This is a genomic window from Luteibacter sp. 22Crub2.1 (assembly GCF_900167995.1).
Classification (GTDB): domain Bacteria; phylum Pseudomonadota; class Gammaproteobacteria; order Xanthomonadales; family Rhodanobacteraceae; genus Luteibacter; species Luteibacter mycovicinus.
Genome location: NZ_FUYT01000015.1, coordinates 93,993 through 113,108 on the forward strand (window position 1 = coordinate 93,993; position 19,116 = coordinate 113,108).

The 19,116-nt window shown below is 61.8% G+C and carries 11 protein-coding genes; 1 reads left to right on the forward strand and 10 read right to left on the reverse strand.

Annotated elements, in window-relative coordinates:
- Positions 1-27: 27 nt before the first annotated feature.
- A complete protein-coding gene (locus tag B5X73_RS16205) occupies positions 28-432 on the forward strand; it encodes a DUF2802 domain-containing protein (RefSeq protein WP_043695293.1) in 405 nt (134 codons plus the stop codon).
- 36 nt (positions 433-468) lie between these two features.
- Here B5X73_RS16205 and B5X73_RS20705 read toward each other — a convergent pair whose 3' ends face one another.
- The 10 genes from B5X73_RS20705 to B5X73_RS16250 form a co-directional block, all read right to left on the reverse strand.
- The gene (locus tag B5X73_RS20705) at positions 469-909 is read right to left on the reverse strand and encodes a hypothetical protein (RefSeq protein ID WP_139382809.1); all 441 of its coding nucleotides are present in this window, start codon (positions 907-909) and stop codon (positions 469-471) included.
- Between the two features lie 991 nt (positions 910-1,900).
- The gene (locus tag B5X73_RS20710; protein WP_139382810.1) at positions 1,901-2,338 is read right to left on the reverse strand and encodes a hypothetical protein; all 438 of its coding nucleotides are present in this window, start codon (positions 2,336-2,338) and stop codon (positions 1,901-1,903) included.
- A gap of 1 nt (position 2,339) precedes the next feature.
- A complete protein-coding gene (locus B5X73_RS16215; RefSeq protein ID WP_176167869.1) occupies positions 2,340-3,812 on the reverse strand; it encodes an RHS repeat-associated core domain-containing protein in 1,473 nt (490 codons plus the stop codon).
- A 535-nt stretch (positions 3,813-4,347) separates the two neighbouring features.
- Positions 4,348-5,709 carry an RHS repeat-associated core domain-containing protein gene (locus tag B5X73_RS16220; RefSeq protein WP_079522553.1) on the reverse strand — a complete coding sequence of 454 codons (1,362 nt, stop codon included), beginning with the start codon at positions 5,707-5,709 and terminating at the stop codon, positions 4,348-4,350.
- A 325-nt stretch (positions 5,710-6,034) separates the two neighbouring features.
- Positions 6,035-6,466, reverse strand: a complete 432-nt coding sequence (locus B5X73_RS16225) for a hypothetical protein (protein ID WP_079522554.1) — start codon at positions 6,464-6,466, stop codon at positions 6,035-6,037.
- Position 6,467: 1 nt separating this feature from the next.
- A complete protein-coding gene (locus B5X73_RS16230) occupies positions 6,468-9,308 on the reverse strand; it encodes an RHS repeat-associated core domain-containing protein (protein ID WP_176167870.1) in 2,841 nt (946 codons plus the stop codon).
- A gap of 5 nt (positions 9,309-9,313) precedes the next feature.
- Complete coding sequence (locus B5X73_RS16235) at positions 9,314-10,888, reverse strand: DUF6531 domain-containing protein (RefSeq protein WP_079522556.1); 1,575 nt, start codon at positions 10,886-10,888, stop codon at positions 9,314-9,316.
- Between the two features lie 118 nt (positions 10,889-11,006).
- Positions 11,007-13,301, reverse strand: a complete 2,295-nt coding sequence (locus B5X73_RS16240) for an FdhF/YdeP family oxidoreductase (protein WP_079522557.1) — start codon at positions 13,299-13,301, stop codon at positions 11,007-11,009.
- Positions 13,302-13,472: 171 nt separating this feature from the next.
- Positions 13,473-17,219: a translocation/assembly module TamB domain-containing protein gene (locus B5X73_RS16245; RefSeq protein WP_079522582.1), complete on the reverse strand. Its 3,747-nt coding sequence runs from the start codon at positions 17,217-17,219 to the stop codon at positions 13,473-13,475.
- Between the two features lie 11 nt (positions 17,220-17,230).
- A complete protein-coding gene (locus B5X73_RS16250) occupies positions 17,231-18,997 on the reverse strand; it encodes an autotransporter assembly complex protein TamA (protein ID WP_079522583.1) in 1,767 nt (588 codons plus the stop codon).
- Positions 18,998-19,116: the final 119 nt, after the last annotated feature.

Consider the following 19,116-nt stretch of genomic DNA (forward strand, 5'->3'; position numbering starts at 1 on the left):
CCCCGCTAACCCCGGAAGCCACCCCGCATGAACCCGATCGTCGGATACATCCTCATCGCACTCGCCGCCCTGAACCTGGTCGGCCTGCTGCTGGTGTTCCGCCGCCTCGGTAACGCGCCCGCGAAACCGGCACCCGCGCCCGTCGCCGAACCCGAGCAGACGCCCGCACCGCTCGCCGAACCTGCCATCGATCCGACGGCACTCAACACGATGCTTCGTCGCCTCGAGAACCGCCTTGGCGATATTGAAGAGCAGGTGCGTCGTGCGCCGACGGTGACGATTGCTTCCGAGCCGGGTAGCACGAGTGACCGGTCGCTGGCACTCGCGCAGCGCCTTGCGCGGCAGGGGGCTTCGCCGAAGGACATTGCGGAGACGTGTGGGATTTCGTTGACTGAGGCTGAGTTGCTGCATCGGTTGCACTCGGGGCGCTGATTTAGCGGCCTGACCTGTGCAGGTAGTGCTAGGTCATTACGTCGCTGTCCTTGGGCAGTAAGACTGACTGCCTCGATAGCTTGTCCAGACGACGCCAATGTAATAAATGGGATGGTCTTTATCGTTCGAGGCCTGTACCAGAAGGCTCGTGCCGCTTTTGCAGAACTTGACTTCATCCGGTCGTCGATCATCGTCGGATCGTACCCATCCTAACCTTGGGAGGGTTTCGACGTAATAAGCTATGACACTGGCCATTGGCGAGTCCGTCGAGACGTGCATGGTCGCGCCAACAATGACCGTCTTATCAAATGAGCGGATGCCACCGTCCATCCGGTCGCCAGGATGCAACGGTATAGCCTGCAGATCGCTCAATAACGAGGAGATCGGCAGGTGTGCTTCGGTGGTTCCGGCGAAAAGCGTAGCGATTCGGTCGCGTCCAAACAGAACCACGCCGGCAACAATTAAGGCGGTAACCATGCCCAGGATTCTGGTTCGCACGTTTCGCGTTACCATTTCTGGCCCGAGTTCGAGACGGGCTTCATAACTTCGACCGCACGATAGGACGCATTTCGAATGCCCACACCGCATTTGACCGAGGTAGCCGTCGACTTACAAGAAACGCGGTCGGTCAACCGTGAGAGGCTAAGGCCTGCAGGCATAACGCTGATAACCCTCCCACAGCCAAGGAAATCAGCATTCCCCCAAACCCCATGAACACCCGGCGACGCCACTTCAGTCCCGTCTCGGTTAGAAGAGACGGCGCGGTTAAGGCATTGAGGGGGTTCCATAACGTCCGTTTTGAGAACCGGTCTGACGACACTTTGAAGTTTCGCATGACTCCGAACGCCGACACTACGGTCAGCAGCCAGCAGCCTGCATGCGTAGCAAGGGCCAACACGAACAAACACAGGAATATCAAGACAATCCTCCAACATTTACCACATGCCGGGATAAGTCATTCCCGGATCTATCCCCAAGGGACCGATGCTTTTGCTACAGGTCGCACTGCTCGTGGTGCTGCCAATGTTCCTGAAGAAATTCACGGCATCTCGAACACCGAAGTGTGCCGTTCTCGTCGTGGTCAGCGATCCGGCGATTAGAAGCCCAACACCCGCCCCGACATTGTAGCTTGCGTATGTTGGTCGACTAATTGCACCGCTGACAGTGCCGCTGAATAGCCCGGCGCCACCCGTCACGGCGACAGTCGTCCCACTGATATTGCTCGCATCGTCCGAGCCGGGTAGCACGAGTGACCGGTCGCTGGCACTCGCGCAGCGACTGGCCCGGCAGGGGGCTTCCCCGAAAGACATTGCGGAGACATGTGGGATTTCGCTGACTTAGGCCGAGTTGTTGCATCGGTTGCATTTGGGGCGGTGTTTTGCGCGCTAAGCGCCGGCATACGCATGGCAATCGTGGTCTGCGAGATCAGCGTATTTTTGGGTTCTTCGGCCGTGGCGGTAAGAGGGGACTATTCGGTCGCCTTTGACAGTTTCGCGCACAAAGCTTCCTGACCGGCGTTGCATTCCCTGGAGGCGTGCAGGCGGATTTTCGCCAAGACGTCTTCTGGGATCGTCTCGTCAGACAAATGCGTGAGAACGAAGGTTTCGAATGCGGCATCTTTCCTGGTTAGCCGCGACAGTTGATCTATATTCTTCCAGTCCTTGGCGAGGAGATTCGATATAACCTGGCTATATGCTCCCCACACTTCAACGACGTTTTCTCCGTTACACGACTTGTTGATTCGATACGCGTGATAGACGCCTTGCCAGTCACGAAGGCGCGCGACGCTAGACTCGACATGTACTGATTCAGCAGGCGTGCATGTGGAAATAGGCTCACCTGCTGCGACGTTTCCGGCGGCTGCGACAGAAGCAGCCGCCAAAGATAGATAACCTCTGATGCGCATGTTAATGCTCGACTGTCAGTGTAGTCAGGGGGTCGCCGGAGCGCTCCAGAAGGCGTATGGCTCCTGTAGCGGCATCTGTGGTGCGGATGCATCCGTTTGTAGCGAAGTTTACACCTGTGCGGCCTGCCCGATCAGTGCTTTGTGCTCTTCCCGAATGCAAGCCGCAGCCGGTACATCCCGGAACGTTGAACACGGCGTTGCCGTTTGTTCCATATGAGCTGTTGGGAGCGTCGTCCGGGTGACGAGTACTGTATGAGTAGTTATAAGTTCCGTCTGCCCATGCGCCTCGGCTTCCGCGCTGAGCGTTATTGGCTGCAGGCTGTTCGCTGACGATATTGCCGTCTCGATCTCGAATGGTGACGGTATGCGTCGACTTGTTGAATGTCGCAGTAGAAAGCCCATTTGGGTCAATGTCTTCTAATGGCCTGCCGTCCACGTATGCGTAGGTCGTGGGCCCACCCTGGAGTCCGATCGGATCGCTCTGCAAGTACCGGCCGGACGCGGCATCGAAGCTGCGGTTGATGTTGTATTTCAATCCTGCCTCGCCATCGGCATATTGTCCTGGCAGCCGAAGATTAAGCACATAGCCCGACGCTGAAAGTGCCCTGTTCTCTCCGAATGGATTCAACGAATACGGCCAGTTCCAGATGATCGCACCGCCCGCCGATGTCACCGCCCGTGGCGACCCCAGCCCATCCGCGGTAACAAACCCAATCGTCGGCACCATCCCGCCATCCAACACGGCAACGGGCAAACCACCGATGGCCACATAGTCGCGACGCGTCGTCCCTGAGGCTTCCGACACCAGCTGGCTCGCGTCGTCATAAACAAATCGCGTGGTGACCTTGCTCGCGGTCTTGGCAACGCGCTCATTATTGGCGTTGTACACATAGGTGCCCACGGTGCTTCCACCCTGCTGCACCACGGTCATCCGGTTACGGCCGTTATAGCCATAACCCCAGACGGTCCCGGCTGCAGCGTTACCCGTCGTATTCCCGTTCGCATCGTAGGTCCTCGATGCGGTCCCGGTCGCTGTCAGCCAGTGGGTCGCCGCCTGATACTTGTATGCGCCGGTATACGCTCCGGGAGCCGTCTTGCTCAACCGGTCACCGGTGGGGTTATAGGTGTAGGTCTCGATCGCCTTACCCGTCGCATCGTTCACCGAGGTCAGCCGGTAGAGCGGATCGTACAGATAGGTCGCCGAGGCACCGCTGGTCTCCGTGACCGCCTTGATGTTGCCCATGTAGTCGAGCGTGAAGCGCAGTTCCAACGCTGGGGACAACACTGCAGTGACGTTATAGCTCGCGTCGTAAGTACGTGACACGGTCTGCCCGTTGCCCAGCGTGTACGTCAGGATCGGCCCGAACGGCAGCCAGGTCACGCCACTGGCCACGACCTGCTCGGCCCCGCCGGTCGGCGTCACCCAGACGCCAGTGACCTCGCCGAGGGTGTCGTAGCCGTAGCGGACGATCATGCCGCATAGGGTCATGGCCTATCTAACGCTAGGGGGGCAGGTCAGTTTGAGCAGTGTTATGCGAAGACAGGCTGCAGAGTGTCGATAAGATGCTGTGCGCTCCACTTTAAATAGCTCGTTATCATTTGCTAACGTGGACGCGAGGTTATTTCGACGTTTCCGTAAAGATCGGCCCTGAAATTGAGTTTTGCGTCTGCTGGGTATGAGATGTCCAGGTGGTTGTCATCTTTCCACGTGAAGGTCAGTTCTATGGCTGAAATGTTTGCGGCAGATGGATTTTCGAGTACCAGAATATGAACCGGCTCGCCCTCCGAGTCGGGCCGGACAATGTCCACCGTCGTGAATACCCCGGCCGTGCCCGGGCCTCCGTATTGGGTAGTTTCGGCAACGGCGATTTTATCTCCGCTGGGCGCAACGGACTTGGCCGTCCAAACTACCGCTGAGTCTTTCCCGCAACCAGCGCACAGGGCAGCTGCCATCAGCGTGCAGGCTAAAGTTGTCCTAGTCGGGAAAATCTGATATCGGATTGCAAGGTTTAGCGAGCGTGGCATAAATTGCCTTCTTGTTGATTCCAGTAGCCGCGGGTGATGTTATTCACATTGGACGTCGGTATGTCTGGATAGTCCGTGCTCATCTCAATATCCGGACCATATTTTGACCGGGGTCGACCATACGCGTTCGCCGAACTGAGTGTTTCCGACAGACTCCAGCCGGCGGCACCTAGGTATACCCCATACACGTAGTTTGCATAGGCGGTAGAGCCACCGTACTGCACCTGTGCGTCCAGTCTGTCGCCGCGCTTGAAGTGATACAAGGTCGCGAAGTTGTAAGCCGCGCCCCCGGGTGTTCCCAAAGATCCCGGGCTATGCGGGTTGTAGGTGTAGATCGCATCATGGGAAGCTCGGCCAAGTTGCTCGTATTGCTGAGGTGTGGGCGCGGAACCGGAAGGATCACAGGCTTCCCCTGGACACAGTCCCGAGGCATCCCAATGTAGGAGCGGGTTTGCCAGGGCATATAGATAGGTATTGGTGCCTGCCTGCAGGCCCATTGGGTCGCTCTGAAGATAACGGCCCGTCGCCGCGTCGAATGACCGGTGCATGTTGTATTTTAAACCCGCCTCACCATCGGCATATTGCCCTGGTAACCGTAGATTGGGCACATACCCCGACGCCGAGACAGCCCTGTTCTCGCCAAACGGATTCAGCGAATACGGCCAGTTCCAAATTACCGCACCGGCCGTCGACGTGACCGCACGAGGTGACCCCAGGCCATCCGCGGTCACAAACCCAATCGTCGTCGCTGTCCCGCCATCCACCACAGCAACCGGCAGCCCACCGATGGCCACATAGTCGCGCCGCGTCGTCCCCGAGGCTTCCGACACCAGCTGGCTCGCCTCGTCATAAACAAATCGCGTGGTGACCTTGTTCGCGGTCGTCGCAATGCGCTCGTTATTGGCGTTGTACACATAGGTCCCGACGGTGCTTCCACCCTGCTGCACCACGGTCATTCGGTTTCGGCCGTTGTAGCCATAGCCCCAGACTGTGCCGGCGGCGTTTCCCGTCGTATTCCCGTTGGCATCGTAAGTCCGCGATGCGGTCCCGGTCGCTGTCAGCCAGTGGGTCCCCGCCTGATACTTGTATGCGCCGGTATACGCTCCGGGCGCCGTCTTGCTCAACCGGTCGCCGGTTGGGTTATAGGTGTAGGTCTCGATCGCCTTGCCGGTGGCATCGTTCACCGAGGTCAGCCGGTAGAGCGGATCGTACAGATAGGTCGCCGACGCACCACCGGTCTCCGTGACCGCCTTGATGTTGCCCATGTAGTCGAGCGTGAAGCGCAACTCGAGTGCCGGGGACACGACCGCGGTGACGCGATAAGTGGTGTCGTAGGTGCGTGACACGGTCTGCCCATTGCTAGCGTGTCGGTCAGGATCGGCCCGAACGGCAACCAGGTCACGCCTCTGGTCACGACCTGCTCGGCCCCGCCTGTCGGCGTCACCCAGACGCCACTGACCCGACCTAGGGTGTCGTAGTCGTAGCGGACGATCGCCACCGGGCCGGGTCTCGGTGAGTACGCGGTCCGCCGCCGTGTAGCTTTAACCCAGCACATCGGTGGCCGTGCCCTGGGTCTGCTTCTTTTTTTCTTTCGCAGCAATCGCATTGGCGATGTGCTGTTTGCGTCCCGCGTTGGCTTACATGCGAATGCGAAGCTGTGGCGACGTAATCTTAGTTTTTGTGTATCGATTCGATCGCAAGACCGACGTCTTTGCATGGCCCAACAACGGACATGCCAGGCTCGACCAAGGAGACAACCGTCCCTGTGACTGTAACTACGGACCCATTGAATGACGCTAAATCCTTGTCCATTGCGTCGTTGCCACGCTCGACTAGGATCGGTAGGCATGCATCCCTCTCCGCTTTGCGAACGGATGCCTCCCTCGGATAGATGGATCGATTCTCGAACTCATATCGAAGATAGCCCGTGACCGTCACCCGCTTTCCTGCCAAGGTGTCGGCATTTAAGAAGATCGCTTCTGGTGCAGTGCTCTTTCGATCTGCCGCACAGCCGGCAACGAGTATGGCGAAGACGCTTACTATGGATATCCAGACAAGATTGTTGCCGACAAAGCCGATGGTTTGCGCATTTCCATCTTTCATGCTAATTCCTTTGAAACGAGTTCAGCTGCTTGCGCGTTGCGTCGCGCTCAGGCCGAGAAAGCGAGCCGGATATAACGCGGTATTGGTACTGCCCGTCGACCTTCTCGACTACGCCAATTGTCCCGTTACGTACAATATAGTTTGGACGGGATGAGTCACGGATTTGACGGTCATCTCCGAAGCCCGGTGTCGGACTAAACCCAGCGGTGTGGGGATGTGAGTGACAGACGGCTACCGTGTTCACAGGGACGCTAAAGCTTCCTACGTAGCCCTTGGACGTTTTGATGCCGCTGCCTGGTCGTACTGAAAACACATCCGTAGGCGAAATTGCGCCATATGCCTCTTCTGGGCCGGACGAATCTAGCCTCCATGCGTTCGTAGCGGCGACCTCGTCTGTTTCCACCGTTCCCTGAACGGTCACGTGGTCGCTGCTCTCGTCGTCATAATTCGATGCGTCAATGCACATGCCCTGCGCTTTCAGTTGAGGTGGGCATGCTAGCCCAGAAGCATCTGACCCAGACAAGGGACTGTTGCCTGCATAGCTGTAGGTAGATGGTCCTCCGAATAATCCAATCGGATCACTTTGGAGGTACCTGCTGGACGCGGCATCGAAGCTCCGGTTCAGGTTGTACTTGAGTCCAGCTTCCCCGTCGGCATACTGCCCCGGGAACCGCAGATTAAGGACATACCCCGATGCCGAGACCGCCCTGTTCTCCCCGAACGGATTCAAGGAATAAGGCCAGTTCCAGATGACCGCACCGCCCGCCGATGTCACCGCCCGTGGCGACCCCAGGCCATCCGCGGTAACAAACCCAATCGTCGGCACCGTCCCGCCATCCAACACGGCAACGGGCAAACCACCAATCGCCACATACTCACGCCGCGTCGTCCCCGAAGCTTCCGATACGAGCTGGCTCGCCTCGTCATAAACAAATCGCGTGGTGACCTTGCTCGCCGTCTTCGCAACGCGCTCGTTATTGGCGTTGTACACATAGGTGCCGATGGTGCTTCCACCCTGCTGCACCACGGTCATTCGGTTTCGGCCGTTGTAGCCATAGCCCCAGACTGTGCCGGCGGCCGCGTTGCCCGTTGTATTGCCGTTGGCATCGTAAGTCCGCGATGCGGTCCCGGTCGCGGTCAGCCAGTGCGTCCCGGCCTGATACGTGTACGCGCCGGTGTACGCTCCCGGTGCCGTCTTGCTCAGCCGGTCGCCGGTTGGGTTATAGGTGTAAGTCTCGATCGCTTTACCCGTCCCGTCGTTCACCGAGGTCAGCCGGTAGAGCGGATCGTATAGATAGGTCGCCGATGCTCCGCCGGTCTCCGTGACTGCTTTGATATTGCCCATGTAGTCGAGCGTGAAGCGCAGCTCGAGTGCCGGGGACACGACCGCGGTGACGCGATAATTGGCGTCATAGGTGCGCGACACGGTCTGCCCGTTACCCAGCGTGTAGGTCAGGATCGGCCCAAACGGCAACCAGGTCACGCCACTGGCCACGACCTGCTCGGGCCCGCCGGTCGGCGTCACCCAGACGCCACTGACCTGACCAAGGGTGTCGTAGCCGTAGCGGACGATCGCACCGCCGGGCCGTGTCTCGGTCAGCACGCGGTCCGCCGCCGTGTAGCTGTAACCCAGCGTATCGGTGACGGTGCCCTGGGTCTGCTTCTTCTGGATGACGTTGCCACGCTTGTCGTAGCAGTAGATCGTCGTAACCGCCTGCTCGACGACGCGTGTCAGGTGCCCGATCGGCGCGGACGCGGCGCAGCCGGTGACCGTATTGGCCTCGTCGTAGTGATAGGCCGCATTGAGCGTGGTATCGGTATATGAGGCCGACAAGGGGCGATTGAGGGCATCGTAGGCGTACGTCGTGACGATGCCGCGCGCATCGGTCCTGGTCAGCGGGTTGCCGGCGGCGTCCACGGTAAACGTGGTCGTGCCCGTGTCCGGGCTATGGATGCCAGTGAGGTCGCCCAGCCCGTTGTGGTCGTAGATGGTGTTGAGGCCGGAGGGATCGCTGACCGCTTCAAGGTTGTCGCTGGCATCGTATGAGGACACCGACTGTGTGTTGGCCGTGCCCGCGCTGGTGCCGTTGTAATCGTCGATCGTACTGACCAGGCGGTTGAGCGCATCGTAACCCTGCTTGCGCTGCACACCCTTGACGTCTGCGCTATGGACCGGGTGGCCCTCGGCGTCGTACCCGTCGGTGGTGTTGAAGGCCAGGATGGCGCGGTTGAGCCCGTCGACCACGGTGAGCAGCTGGCCCAGGCTGTTGAACGTGCGCGTCATCGAGCGCTTGAGCGTGCCGGCGGCGTTGAAGGTCTGCTCCTTCGTCCGGTTGCCGGCGGCGTCGAGCGTGTACTGGATCCGGTTGCCCGCACCATCGGTGATGGTCGTCAGGCGGCTGGCATCGTCGAAGGTGTACTTGAGGACCACGCCATCCGCGTCCTTGGTCTGGACCACGTTACCGACGGCGTCGTAGGTGACGGTGGTCGTCGCGGGCGTGCCCGTCGCATCGCGTGTGGTGGTGGCGAGCCAGCCTTCCGGGGTGTAGGTCAGTGACGTGACCACGCCGTTGGCGTCGACGATGCGTCCGGGGTTTCCATAAGGGTCGTAGGTGTCATACGTCGTGACGTGCCCTAGGGCATCGGTCACGGTGGCCAGGCGACCCTGTGCGTCGTAGGCGTAACGGGTGATGTCCGACACATCCGTTCGCGGACCGTCGACCGTCGCGACGAGGCCGCTGGTGTTGTACGTCACGGTCGATGTGCGATCGGCGGTGGCGGCGTGGCTCATGGCCGCGCAGAGGGCGAGGGCGAGCGGGGTCCAGCGCAGTCCCTTGGTCATGTGCATCACTCCTTGATCGAATGCGTCTGGGTGGAGAGCAGGCGGCCCTGGATGTCGTAGGTGTAGGTCGTGACCCGGTCGGCGGTGGTCACCGTCTTGGGCCGGAAGCTGGTGCCGTCCCAGGTGGTGGTCGTGACGCGCTGCTGGGCGGTGCCCTTGGCTTCGGTTTTGGAAATGATGCGGCCTTGCGTGTCGTAGACAAAGGCGGTGATGTGGCCGAGTGCGTCGGTCTGCGTCGCGATCTGTCCGCGGGCGTCATAGGTGAAGGACGAGTTGCTGATCGGGCAGCCGGGGGCAGGGGCACCCGATACCGACATCATCTGCTTCGTGCCAGCCACGAGCGCATATTTGTACGTGACGACGTGGCCCAGTGCATTGGTCACCGTCGTCGTGCCGTCGTCGGCGTAGGAGACAGTCGTTTTGTCCGCACCGCCGCTATGCTGGCTGGACGTGGCTCGTCCCTGGGTATCGTAGGTCCAGGTCGCAGCCCTGACGCCCTTCTCGTCGATAAGGCCGGTCAGAAGGAGTGGGTTGTTCGGATCGTCATATACATAGGACCGTGACACCGACTTGCCGCCGAGCGCCCGCGTGACCGACGTCAGCGTGCCGCCATCGCTGTAAACGTAAGTTGCGGTCAGTGCGCCCGCCGTCAGCTTGACAAGGTGCGAGCTGAAGTCTTCCGTAAAGGACAGGACATGGCCGCGCGAATCCGTGACGGTGACGAGGTTGTTGTAGTTTTCGTCGAAATCGTAGGTGAGCTTCTGGGTAAGCCCAGACGCAAGCTTCCAGGCCGTCAGCTGACCATCACTGTTGAAGGTCATGGTTTCATTTGTGGGTGACGAATAGACCCAGTTGGCGCCTGATTTCGCCAGACTGCCACGCTCATTGGACTCGGCCGTTGCAACGTTCGCCGTCACGGTAAAGATCGACGCGCGACCGTCCTCGAAGGTCAGGATGGCCGAGCCGTTCGTGACAATGAGAGACGCGCCGTAACTGTGCCGCCAGCGGCCTTCTGCGCCATTGTAGAAACGTTCGAAACGAAGCTCGCCGTCGGCATCCGCGAAATCGATCTGCCGCTCGAACTTGTTGCCAATGGCGATATTGATCGGGTTACCGGCACAGTTGTCTGGATGGTTGCCCGGATCGTTATTGGGATCGCCGTTCTGTCTACGCTGCGCGTAATCGCTGAGCGGTCCGCACTTCCCCGCATAGGGATCGAACACTAGCCCGGGTCGGCACATCTCACCCTGGACACTAATGATATGGCGAAAGTCAGAGACCGACCATGAGGAGCCATCGATGGTGCCGGTCCAGCTTTCGACGCAATCGTACGTCACGTACGGCAATGTGAGCGGATTCCAAACGGGCGGCCGATACGCCAGCATGTAATCGTTGTCGAACTGCGACAGGTAGTCGACGTCTTTCGCGTAACCCGCACGGCACGCGTCTTCAGCACTCGAATAGTGCACGAGATCCGGTGGCATAGGGTAGCCAGGATCCAGCGCAAACCATATTTCCTCGGCTTGAGCGGAGGCCATCGTCATGACAAACAGACACAGAATCCCGAAGACGGTCTTCATACCTTTCCCTGGCAGCTGATTGTGAATGGGCACAATGCTGCATCTGCGGAATTCGGGGCGAGACCGGCGTCACATTTTTCCCGACATGACAGCTATTGAATGCGATCACGTCCTCCGATCATGTGGGTTCTTTTCCGGCGGAGATTCGCACCGGCACACCCTTGGCCGCGGGCGTCTTCGAATCCACGTCGTGGTACCACAAGGGCATAAGCGGGTTCATTTCCGGGTAGTATCCGCCGACGCAGCCCGAAGGCAGATTGAACGCCGTAACGGTGAGGCCTCCCACCAACCGTTCGGCGCCATCGCCAGCATCGCCAACCAGCGACACCACGTCGCCCACGTGGAGCCCATCGCGCTCGATATCCTGCGGGTTCATCAGCAACACGGATCGCGAGCCCTCGAGCCCACGCAACCGGTCACTATGTCCGTAGATCGTCGTGTTGAACTGATCGTTGGACCGCATCGTGATCAGGTGGTACCGGCCAGGCGCGTCACCGACGCCGACGGCCGAGAGAACGGTCGGCGTGGTGAACCTTGCCTTGCCGGTCTCTGTTTTCCAGTCACGTTCACGCGCCGGATTCCCGCGATAGAAGCCGCCGGCGTCGAACATGCGCGCGTTGTAATCCTTGAACTGGTCCGGGTATGTCGCTTCGATCAGATCGCGGATCTTGCCGTAGTCAGCGGTCCACTCATCCCAGCGCCATGTCGGGTTGGGAGGCAGCGTCGCCTTGGCGATGCCGGCGACGATGGCTACCTCGGATCGCAGGTGCTCACTGGCCGGTTTCCGCTTGCCGATCGAGCCATGGATGTGGCTGAAGCTGTCCTCCATCGATACGGACTGGCTTCCCGACGCCTGCACGTCGTCCTCGGAACGCGCGAGGCAGGGCAGGAGATAGGAGGCCTTGCCATGCACGAGATGGCTGCGATTGAGCTTGGTCGCGATATAGACCGTGATCGCCTGCGCGGACCACGCGGCCTCCACGATCTCCTGGTCGGGGATGGCTCGGACGAAATTGCCTCCAAGGCTGATGAATCCTTTCACCGTGCCGGCGAGAATGCCTTCGCAGGTTTCCACCGTACCCATGCCCTTGTCGCGCGGCGGCTCGAAGTCGAACTGCCTGGCGAGTACATCGAGCGGTACCAGCTCCGGCTTCTCCGAGATGCCGACCGTACGCTGGCCCTGAACGTTGGAATGACCACGCACCGGGCATGCGCCCGCCCCGTCGCGGCCGATATGACCGCCAAGCAGCAGCATGTTCACCAGCATGCCGATGGACTGAGTTCCGTGGACATGCTGCGTCAGTCCCATGCCGTAGACGGCAATGACGTTCTTCGCGGTGGCGTAGACGTCCGCGGCGGCTTCGAGGTCCGCACGCGTAAGACCGGATTCGCGTTCGATATCGTGCCACGCGGTCGCATGTACCTTCGTGGCGAAGTCGTCGAACTCGCTGGTGTGCTGGGCGATGAAGTCACGGTCGAAAACACCGTCTTCGCCACCTTCGCGACGGGCCGCATCGAGGGCGAACGCATGCTTGCACATGCCCATCATTGCCGCGATGTCGCCGCCCGGGCGCACCTGCAGATACATGTGCGAAAGTTCGGTGGCGTGGCCGCTCAGCATCTGCATCGGGTTCTGCGGATTGATGAAGCGAACCAAGCCTTGTTCGCGTACGGGATTGAACGTGAGGATCTTGCAGCCCCGCTTAACGGCTTCCTGCAGCGGATGGAGAAAGCGCGGACTGTTGGTGCCCGGGTTCTGGCCGAAGTAGAGGATCACGTCGCACGTCTCGAAGTCTTCGAGTACGCAGGTCCCGACCGGCGACCCGATGACCTGCTTCAGGCCGACCGAGGTCGTTTCGTGACACATGTTCGAGCTGTCGGGCAGGTTGTTGTTGCCGTAGAAGCGCGCGGTAAGTCCGTAGAGGTAGGACTGTTCGAGTGCGGACTTGCCGGAGGCGTAGAAAATAACGGACTTCGGGTCCAGCGTCCTGAGTGTCGCTCCGATGCCTGCGAAAGCTTCGTCCCAGGTGCAGGCGAGGTATTTATCCGTCGCGGCGTCGTAGCGCATGGGCTCGGTCAGGCGACCCTGCATCTCGAGGTCGTAGTCCTGCCAGTCGAGCAACTCCGTAACCGTATGTGCGGCGAAGAAGTCGGGCGTGCAGCGATCCGATGTCAGCTCCCACAGGGTCGACTTGGCGCCGTTCTCGCAGAATTCGAATTTGTGCGGATGTTTTGGCTTGCCCCAGGCGCACGATGTACACATGAAGCCGTGGGGTTTGTTCTGGTGAAGCAGGGTGTCGAGGGAGGCCGGCGTTGGCTTTTCTCGCAGGAGCACCTTGGCCATACCGGAGACGGAGCCCCAGCCACCGGAAGCGCCTTCGTGCTGGATCTCTTCGGCTTTGCGGGATGTCATGACTCGTCTCCGATATCTGTATCTATCGGGACGAGGGAATCATGTGGATCGTGATGGGGGTGGGAACCACGTGTGAGGCATCGCCTCGTCGGCTTTAGCGGCGTTGAGGGTTCGCCAGCAGGCTGGCTCCTACCTTTGGGTGCCGCGGCCTGGGGGACGCGGCACCATCGGTCAGCGTTCGAGGCGGTAGTTGAGGCTGGCGCGGCTGAAGTCTGTCGCGTTCTGCGCTTCGAAGTTCCACTTGTGGCTGAAGAGGTAGCGCAGGGTGATGACCTGACCCGGGTCGAACAGGCCCACGCCGTAGCTGAGGTAGAGCCGGGGTGAGAGGTACTTGCCCACGGTGAATGCCGAGGTGCCACCCAGCGCATCGTTGTTCGATACGCCGATGTCGTCGACGCCGATCTTCGAGCCGACACTCTTCGCCAGCAGGTCGCCAGCGGCCGAGCCCAGCGCCTGTGCGGCGGCACCCACCATGTTCCCTTCGCCACCTTTCACCTGCGACAGCGGCTTGCCGGTGACGAGGTAGGAGAGAGCGTCGGACTGTTCCATCACGGGATTCGAGAACACGGTAAGGATGGGACGCTGCGCGGTGCCGGAGACGTACAGGCCGACCTTCTGCCCGTCGTCGATCGTGGCGTTCGGGTTGAGCGTACGCGCCGCGCGGATATTGAGGCCGGGATTGTCGATGGGCGTGCTGGCGAACAACAGCTGACCCTGTTCGATCCTCAGGTCCTGACCGTAGGCCTTATAGGTACCGTCGACGCCGATCTGGCCCTGACCCGTCGTCGCACGACCGGGACGCTCACGTACATCGAGCTGACCGGTGATACGACCATCGATGCCGAAACCGACCAGGTGAACCTTCTGCCCCAGATCGACGCGGATATCCGCGCTGATCGGCGTCGCTTCAGCGGCGGCCTCCTGCTGTTTGTCATCGACGACCACGACGTCGGCCGACGCCTTGGTCGCGCCGGAACCGGGCAGTCGCTCGACGTTGACGTCCGCCAGATCGATACCGACCTTGCCGGTGACGTTCATGCCCTTCGCATCCTGCACGATCGTCAGGTTGGGCGAAATGATCGCCTTCGCCGCGGGGATGTCGACGGCGGTGAATTTGGAGCCTTCCACGCCGATGCGCATTGTCGCGCCGGTACCGATCAGCGCGGTGCCTTTGATGCCGAGCGTGCCGTCGCCGGAGCGCACCGTACCGTCGACAGCGAAGTTCTTCGCATCGGTGGTGTTTACGCTGAAGCGGCCGTCCTTCAGCTTGAGGCCGGCGCTCGGTACTTCCGCCGCGAAGCTATCGACCACGGCCTGGCCGGTGACGGCAGGATTGGCAACGGTGCCGCCGAGGTTGAAGTTCGCATCGAGGCCGCCCTTCACTTCGGCGAGTTCCGTCGTGAACAGCTCGATGAGGCCAAGGTTCTTCAGATGCAGCGCAACGTTGCCGCCGAGCGCCTGCTGCGCGCCGGTGAGCGATACGTTGCCGGCCAGCGTACCGCCGTCATTGAGGTTGGCGCTGAGCGTCAAACGCTGATTATCGGGCGCAAGCTGCGCATTGGCCGTCAGGTTGTCGTATACCAGCAGAGGCTGGTCGGCGTGGTCGGCATAAGCGACAGTGCCGTGCGCGGAGTGAACATTCGCCTGACCTGACAGGGCGCCGGCGGCGGTGCGACGAATGCTGCCGTCACCTTCGATGATGCCGTCGGCACGCATCGGGCTATCCGACGCCTCGGCCGCGGTCATGAGCAAGGCGAGCGGCACCTGACGTAGGCGGTAGCTGGCGTCGAGGTTGCCACCCTTATCCTGTCTGGCGGCCACGCAGAGCAGGGGATCGCCGGCCGTGAAGCACAGGTCGCTCATGCTCATCGCGCCGTCCTTGTACGCGAGCTGGCTCGCGTTCTGCAGGCGCCAGCGCGGCAGATTCTGGTAGTCGATATTGAGCGTGGACAGCGTGCCGTTCCAGGCACCGTCGCGCAGGCCGCCCGACAGCTGCAGGTCGGCGGTGAGCGGGCGACCCTTCGCGTCGATGCTGAGCTGGTGCTTCTCTTGCGTGCCGTTGGCGTTGACGGCAAGGCGCTCGAACAGCAATCCACCCGCATTGACGCCGGTACCGACAACGGCGAGCTTGCCGCCCGGCGCGCTCACGTCGGGCACATCGGCATCGACGGTTAGCGCGTCGATCTTCTGCCCCGCGTAGACGATGGCGCTGCCGCGCACGTTCGCTTTCACCGCAAGCTTCGGCACATTGCCCTTCGCCGAAATGTCACCCTGCACGCGTCCACCCGCGTCAGGCAGCCAGTCCCCGAGCGAGGCGATGGCGAGCTTCAGCGTCGCGTCGTTCGACGTGTCGCCCCTGGCATCCAGACGAATCGTGCTGCCGCCGGAGGCAACGTCGAGCGTGCCGTTGACGACTTCGTTGGGTTTCAGCGTGAGCTCGCCGTTGCCGCGCAGCGGACGCTGGCGCAGGGTGCCGTCGAGCTTGCGCAGCGTGAGCGTGCCCAGCGGCTGGTTGTCGACCAGACGACCTTCGGTCGACATGTCGATATTCAGCGCACCCGGCCATTCGGCAAGCAACTGGCCGGGATCGAAGCGGTCGCCCTTGACGTCGAGTTTCCACGCGAGCGCGGGCTGCAGCGTCAGCGTGCCGCTGGCGCCGAGGCTGCCGTTGGCCTGCCTGAGCTGCACGGTGTGCATCGTGATGAGGTCGGGCTTGCCATCGACATCGAGCGTGAACTTGCCGACGTGACCGGGCGGGCCGATGTCGATATCGCCCGCGGCGTGGTACGCCTCGGCGCTGCCCTTGAAGCCGAGCTGGCCGGTGCTGGCGAGATCCTGGCCGGCGACGCTGGCCGGGACCAGCACGTCCTTCCAGTTGAGCGCGAGATCCGCCGACAACGGCGTGGCGGCAATCTCCACGGTGCCCTTTGCCGTGAGCGTCCCCTTGACCTGCGGCGAGCCGACCGTGAGCTCGTCCAGCGTCAGGCGCTTGTACTCGTGGTCGAACGTGGCCTTCAGCGGCGCGAGGTGCACCCGGCAATCGTTGAGGTCGAGATCGCCGGTGAGGTTGGCGCCGTAGCGGTCGCCGCTGCCTTTCACGGCCAGGCCGAGCGAGGTCAGGCTGCTGTCGCCGATCAGCGGCTTGGGATCGAAGCGGGGCGCGTCGATGGACGCCGTCCACGGGAAGTCGCCGCTCTGCGTCAGATTCGCATCGACCTGCGCGACGAGCGGGAGCGTGAGCTTGACGATGGTGTGGGCCTTGTCGCCGTCGCTATGCGCTTCGACATTGCCCGCGTAATCGATATCGCCGACTTTCCAGCGGAAGCTGGCCTTGCCGTCACCCTGATAGTTCTTGCCCACCGCCAGCGTGCCACCGAGGTCGGCCTGACCATCGGGCGCGCGCAGCGCGAGCGTCTTCAGTGCAATGCCTTTCGCGGTCCAGGAGCCAGCGAGATCCAGCGAGTTGGATTCGAACAACGGCTGGCCCTGCCGGGTCACGCGGACGTGCCCGACCTTGACCTTGTCCAGCACGATGTCCAGCGGCGGCTTGAGCGAGAACGGCTCGGACGGCTGCGTGTCGGGCTCGCTGGGGCCTAGCGCCACGTCGATCCCGTCGGCGGTGAGCGTGTACACGTGCGCCGTCTTGCGCAGCAGTGCGCCGAACGAGAAGTCGAGGTGCGCCGACGCGACGCGCACGTCCATGCCCTTGCCGTCGCGGTAGCGGACGCCAGCGAGATCGAGCGGGCCGGCGAGACGACCTTCGGCTTTGTCGACGGTCAGGGCATTGTCGGTGAAACCCTGTGCACGGGCCAGCGCAAAGCGCAGGCCGGATGCCGTGCCGACCAGCCACCACACGGCCAGCACGACGACGAGCAACAGCGCACCGAGCGCGATACCGATACGGAGAAACCATTTCATGCCGGTGCTGCTCACAGGTCGGGCCCGATGACGACGTGAAGGTGGATGCCGTGTTCGTTCTTGTCGCCGACCGGCACGCCGATATCCGCGCGGATCATGCCGACCGGTGACAGCCAGCGGACGCCCAGGCCGGCGCCGATGCGCGGGCTGTAATCGGTGCCCGTGAACGCGTTGCCGGCGTCGACGAAGGCGGCCATGCCCCAGTTGCGGGTGAAGTAGTGCTCGACCTCGGTACTGCCGACCAGCAGGCCTTCGCCACCGATCACGCGACCGTAGCTGTTTCGCGGACCGATGCTCTCGAAGTCGTAACCGCGCACGGAGCGATCGCCACCGGCGAAGAAGCGCAGCTGCGGCGGCAGGTCGCTGAAGTTGTCGGTCCAGATCTTGCCGGCGGTGCCGCGCAGGATCAGGCGGTTGCGGCCCCAGAACGACTGAATCCATTTCACGTCGCCGATCACCTGCGAGAAGCTGGCGTCGGAGAGCAGACCGCCCACGGTGCTGCGTCCGGTGACGGTGATCGACCAGCCGCTGCGCACGAAGGTCGGGTTGTCGCCCTTCTTCCTGCTCAGCGTCACCTCGGGGTAGAGCAGGGTGCTGCGACCGTGTTCGAGGCCCGCGGCGCTGTCGGCTTCATCGCCACGCTTGCCGACGGTGAAGGTGCCGGACAATGCGCTGACGCCGAGCGTGCGCGTCCAGCCGTGCCATAAACGGGTTTCATTGGCGACCAGCTGCAACGTGCGCGACTGCGAGGTCACGGTGTTGGCGTCGCGGTAATTCGCGCCGAAGTTGAAGCTGCGCTGGTTGGGGCCGGGCATCGGGATCTGGTACAGCGTGGAGATCGTCTTCAGGCGCGTGGCGACGACCAGCTCATTCTTCCACTTGTGACCGCGATCGTTGATCCAGCGCTTCTCGATACCGCCGCGCAGGCCCGGGCCCGTATCCGTGCCGAAGAACGGACCGCCGGTGTAGATGGTCCGCTTGGCCGGCGCCAGTTCGACGTCGATGTCGATCGTGCCTTCCTTCGCGTTGTCCGTATCGGGGATGACGTTGACGACGGCGAAATAGTCGGCGCCGTTCAACGCCTGCTGCAGTTCCAGCAGCTGGCTCTGCGAGAAGTAGTCGCCGCTCTTGAAGGGCACGTAGCGATCGAGGAAACCGTCGCGGAACTGCGAGTTCTTGAAGACGACGTGGCCGTACCGGTAACGCTGGCCGGCTTCCCACTTCAGGTTAACCGTGGCGCTGTGCTCGGCCCGGTTCACTTCCACGCTGTGCGTGACGAGCCTGGCGTCCAGGTAACCCGTGGCGGTCAGCGCGCCGCTGACCGCGTCGCGCGCGCCGTCGTAGGCGCCGTCGTTCATGGGCTGGTCTTTGAGGTTTTCGACACCGCGGACGGCGCGACGGATCGTCGGCACCTTCTTCGCGTCGTCATCGACCGTGACATTCACCTTCGTGATCTTCACCGGCGTACCGGGGACCACATGCAGCGTCACCTGCCAGTCGTTGCCGACCTGGTTGAGGTCGCCCGTCGCCGTCGCCTCGTAGTAGCCGTAGGGGCGAAGCGCGGTCTGCACCTGGTCGGGCGCCTTCTCGTAAAGGCGGCGAACCTGAGCGGCGGTGACGTCGCGTTTGGCGTACTGGGAAAGGTCGACGCCGGCGACCACGGCGTTCTTCAGGTTCTCGTCGACACCGTCGACACGGAGGACGATGCCGGCATGCGCGAGCGTGGGCAGGAGGAACCACGGCAGAAGCAGCAGTCCATGGCGTCTGGTAAGGCGCATGAGCGTCCTGTTCCGATCGTGATTCACAAACGCCGTCGCGAGGACGGCAGCCAGGCGGGGTCGCATCCAGCGTCCCCTGACGTCAGGTCTTGGCGTAACTTACCGCGACGGGCGTGTAA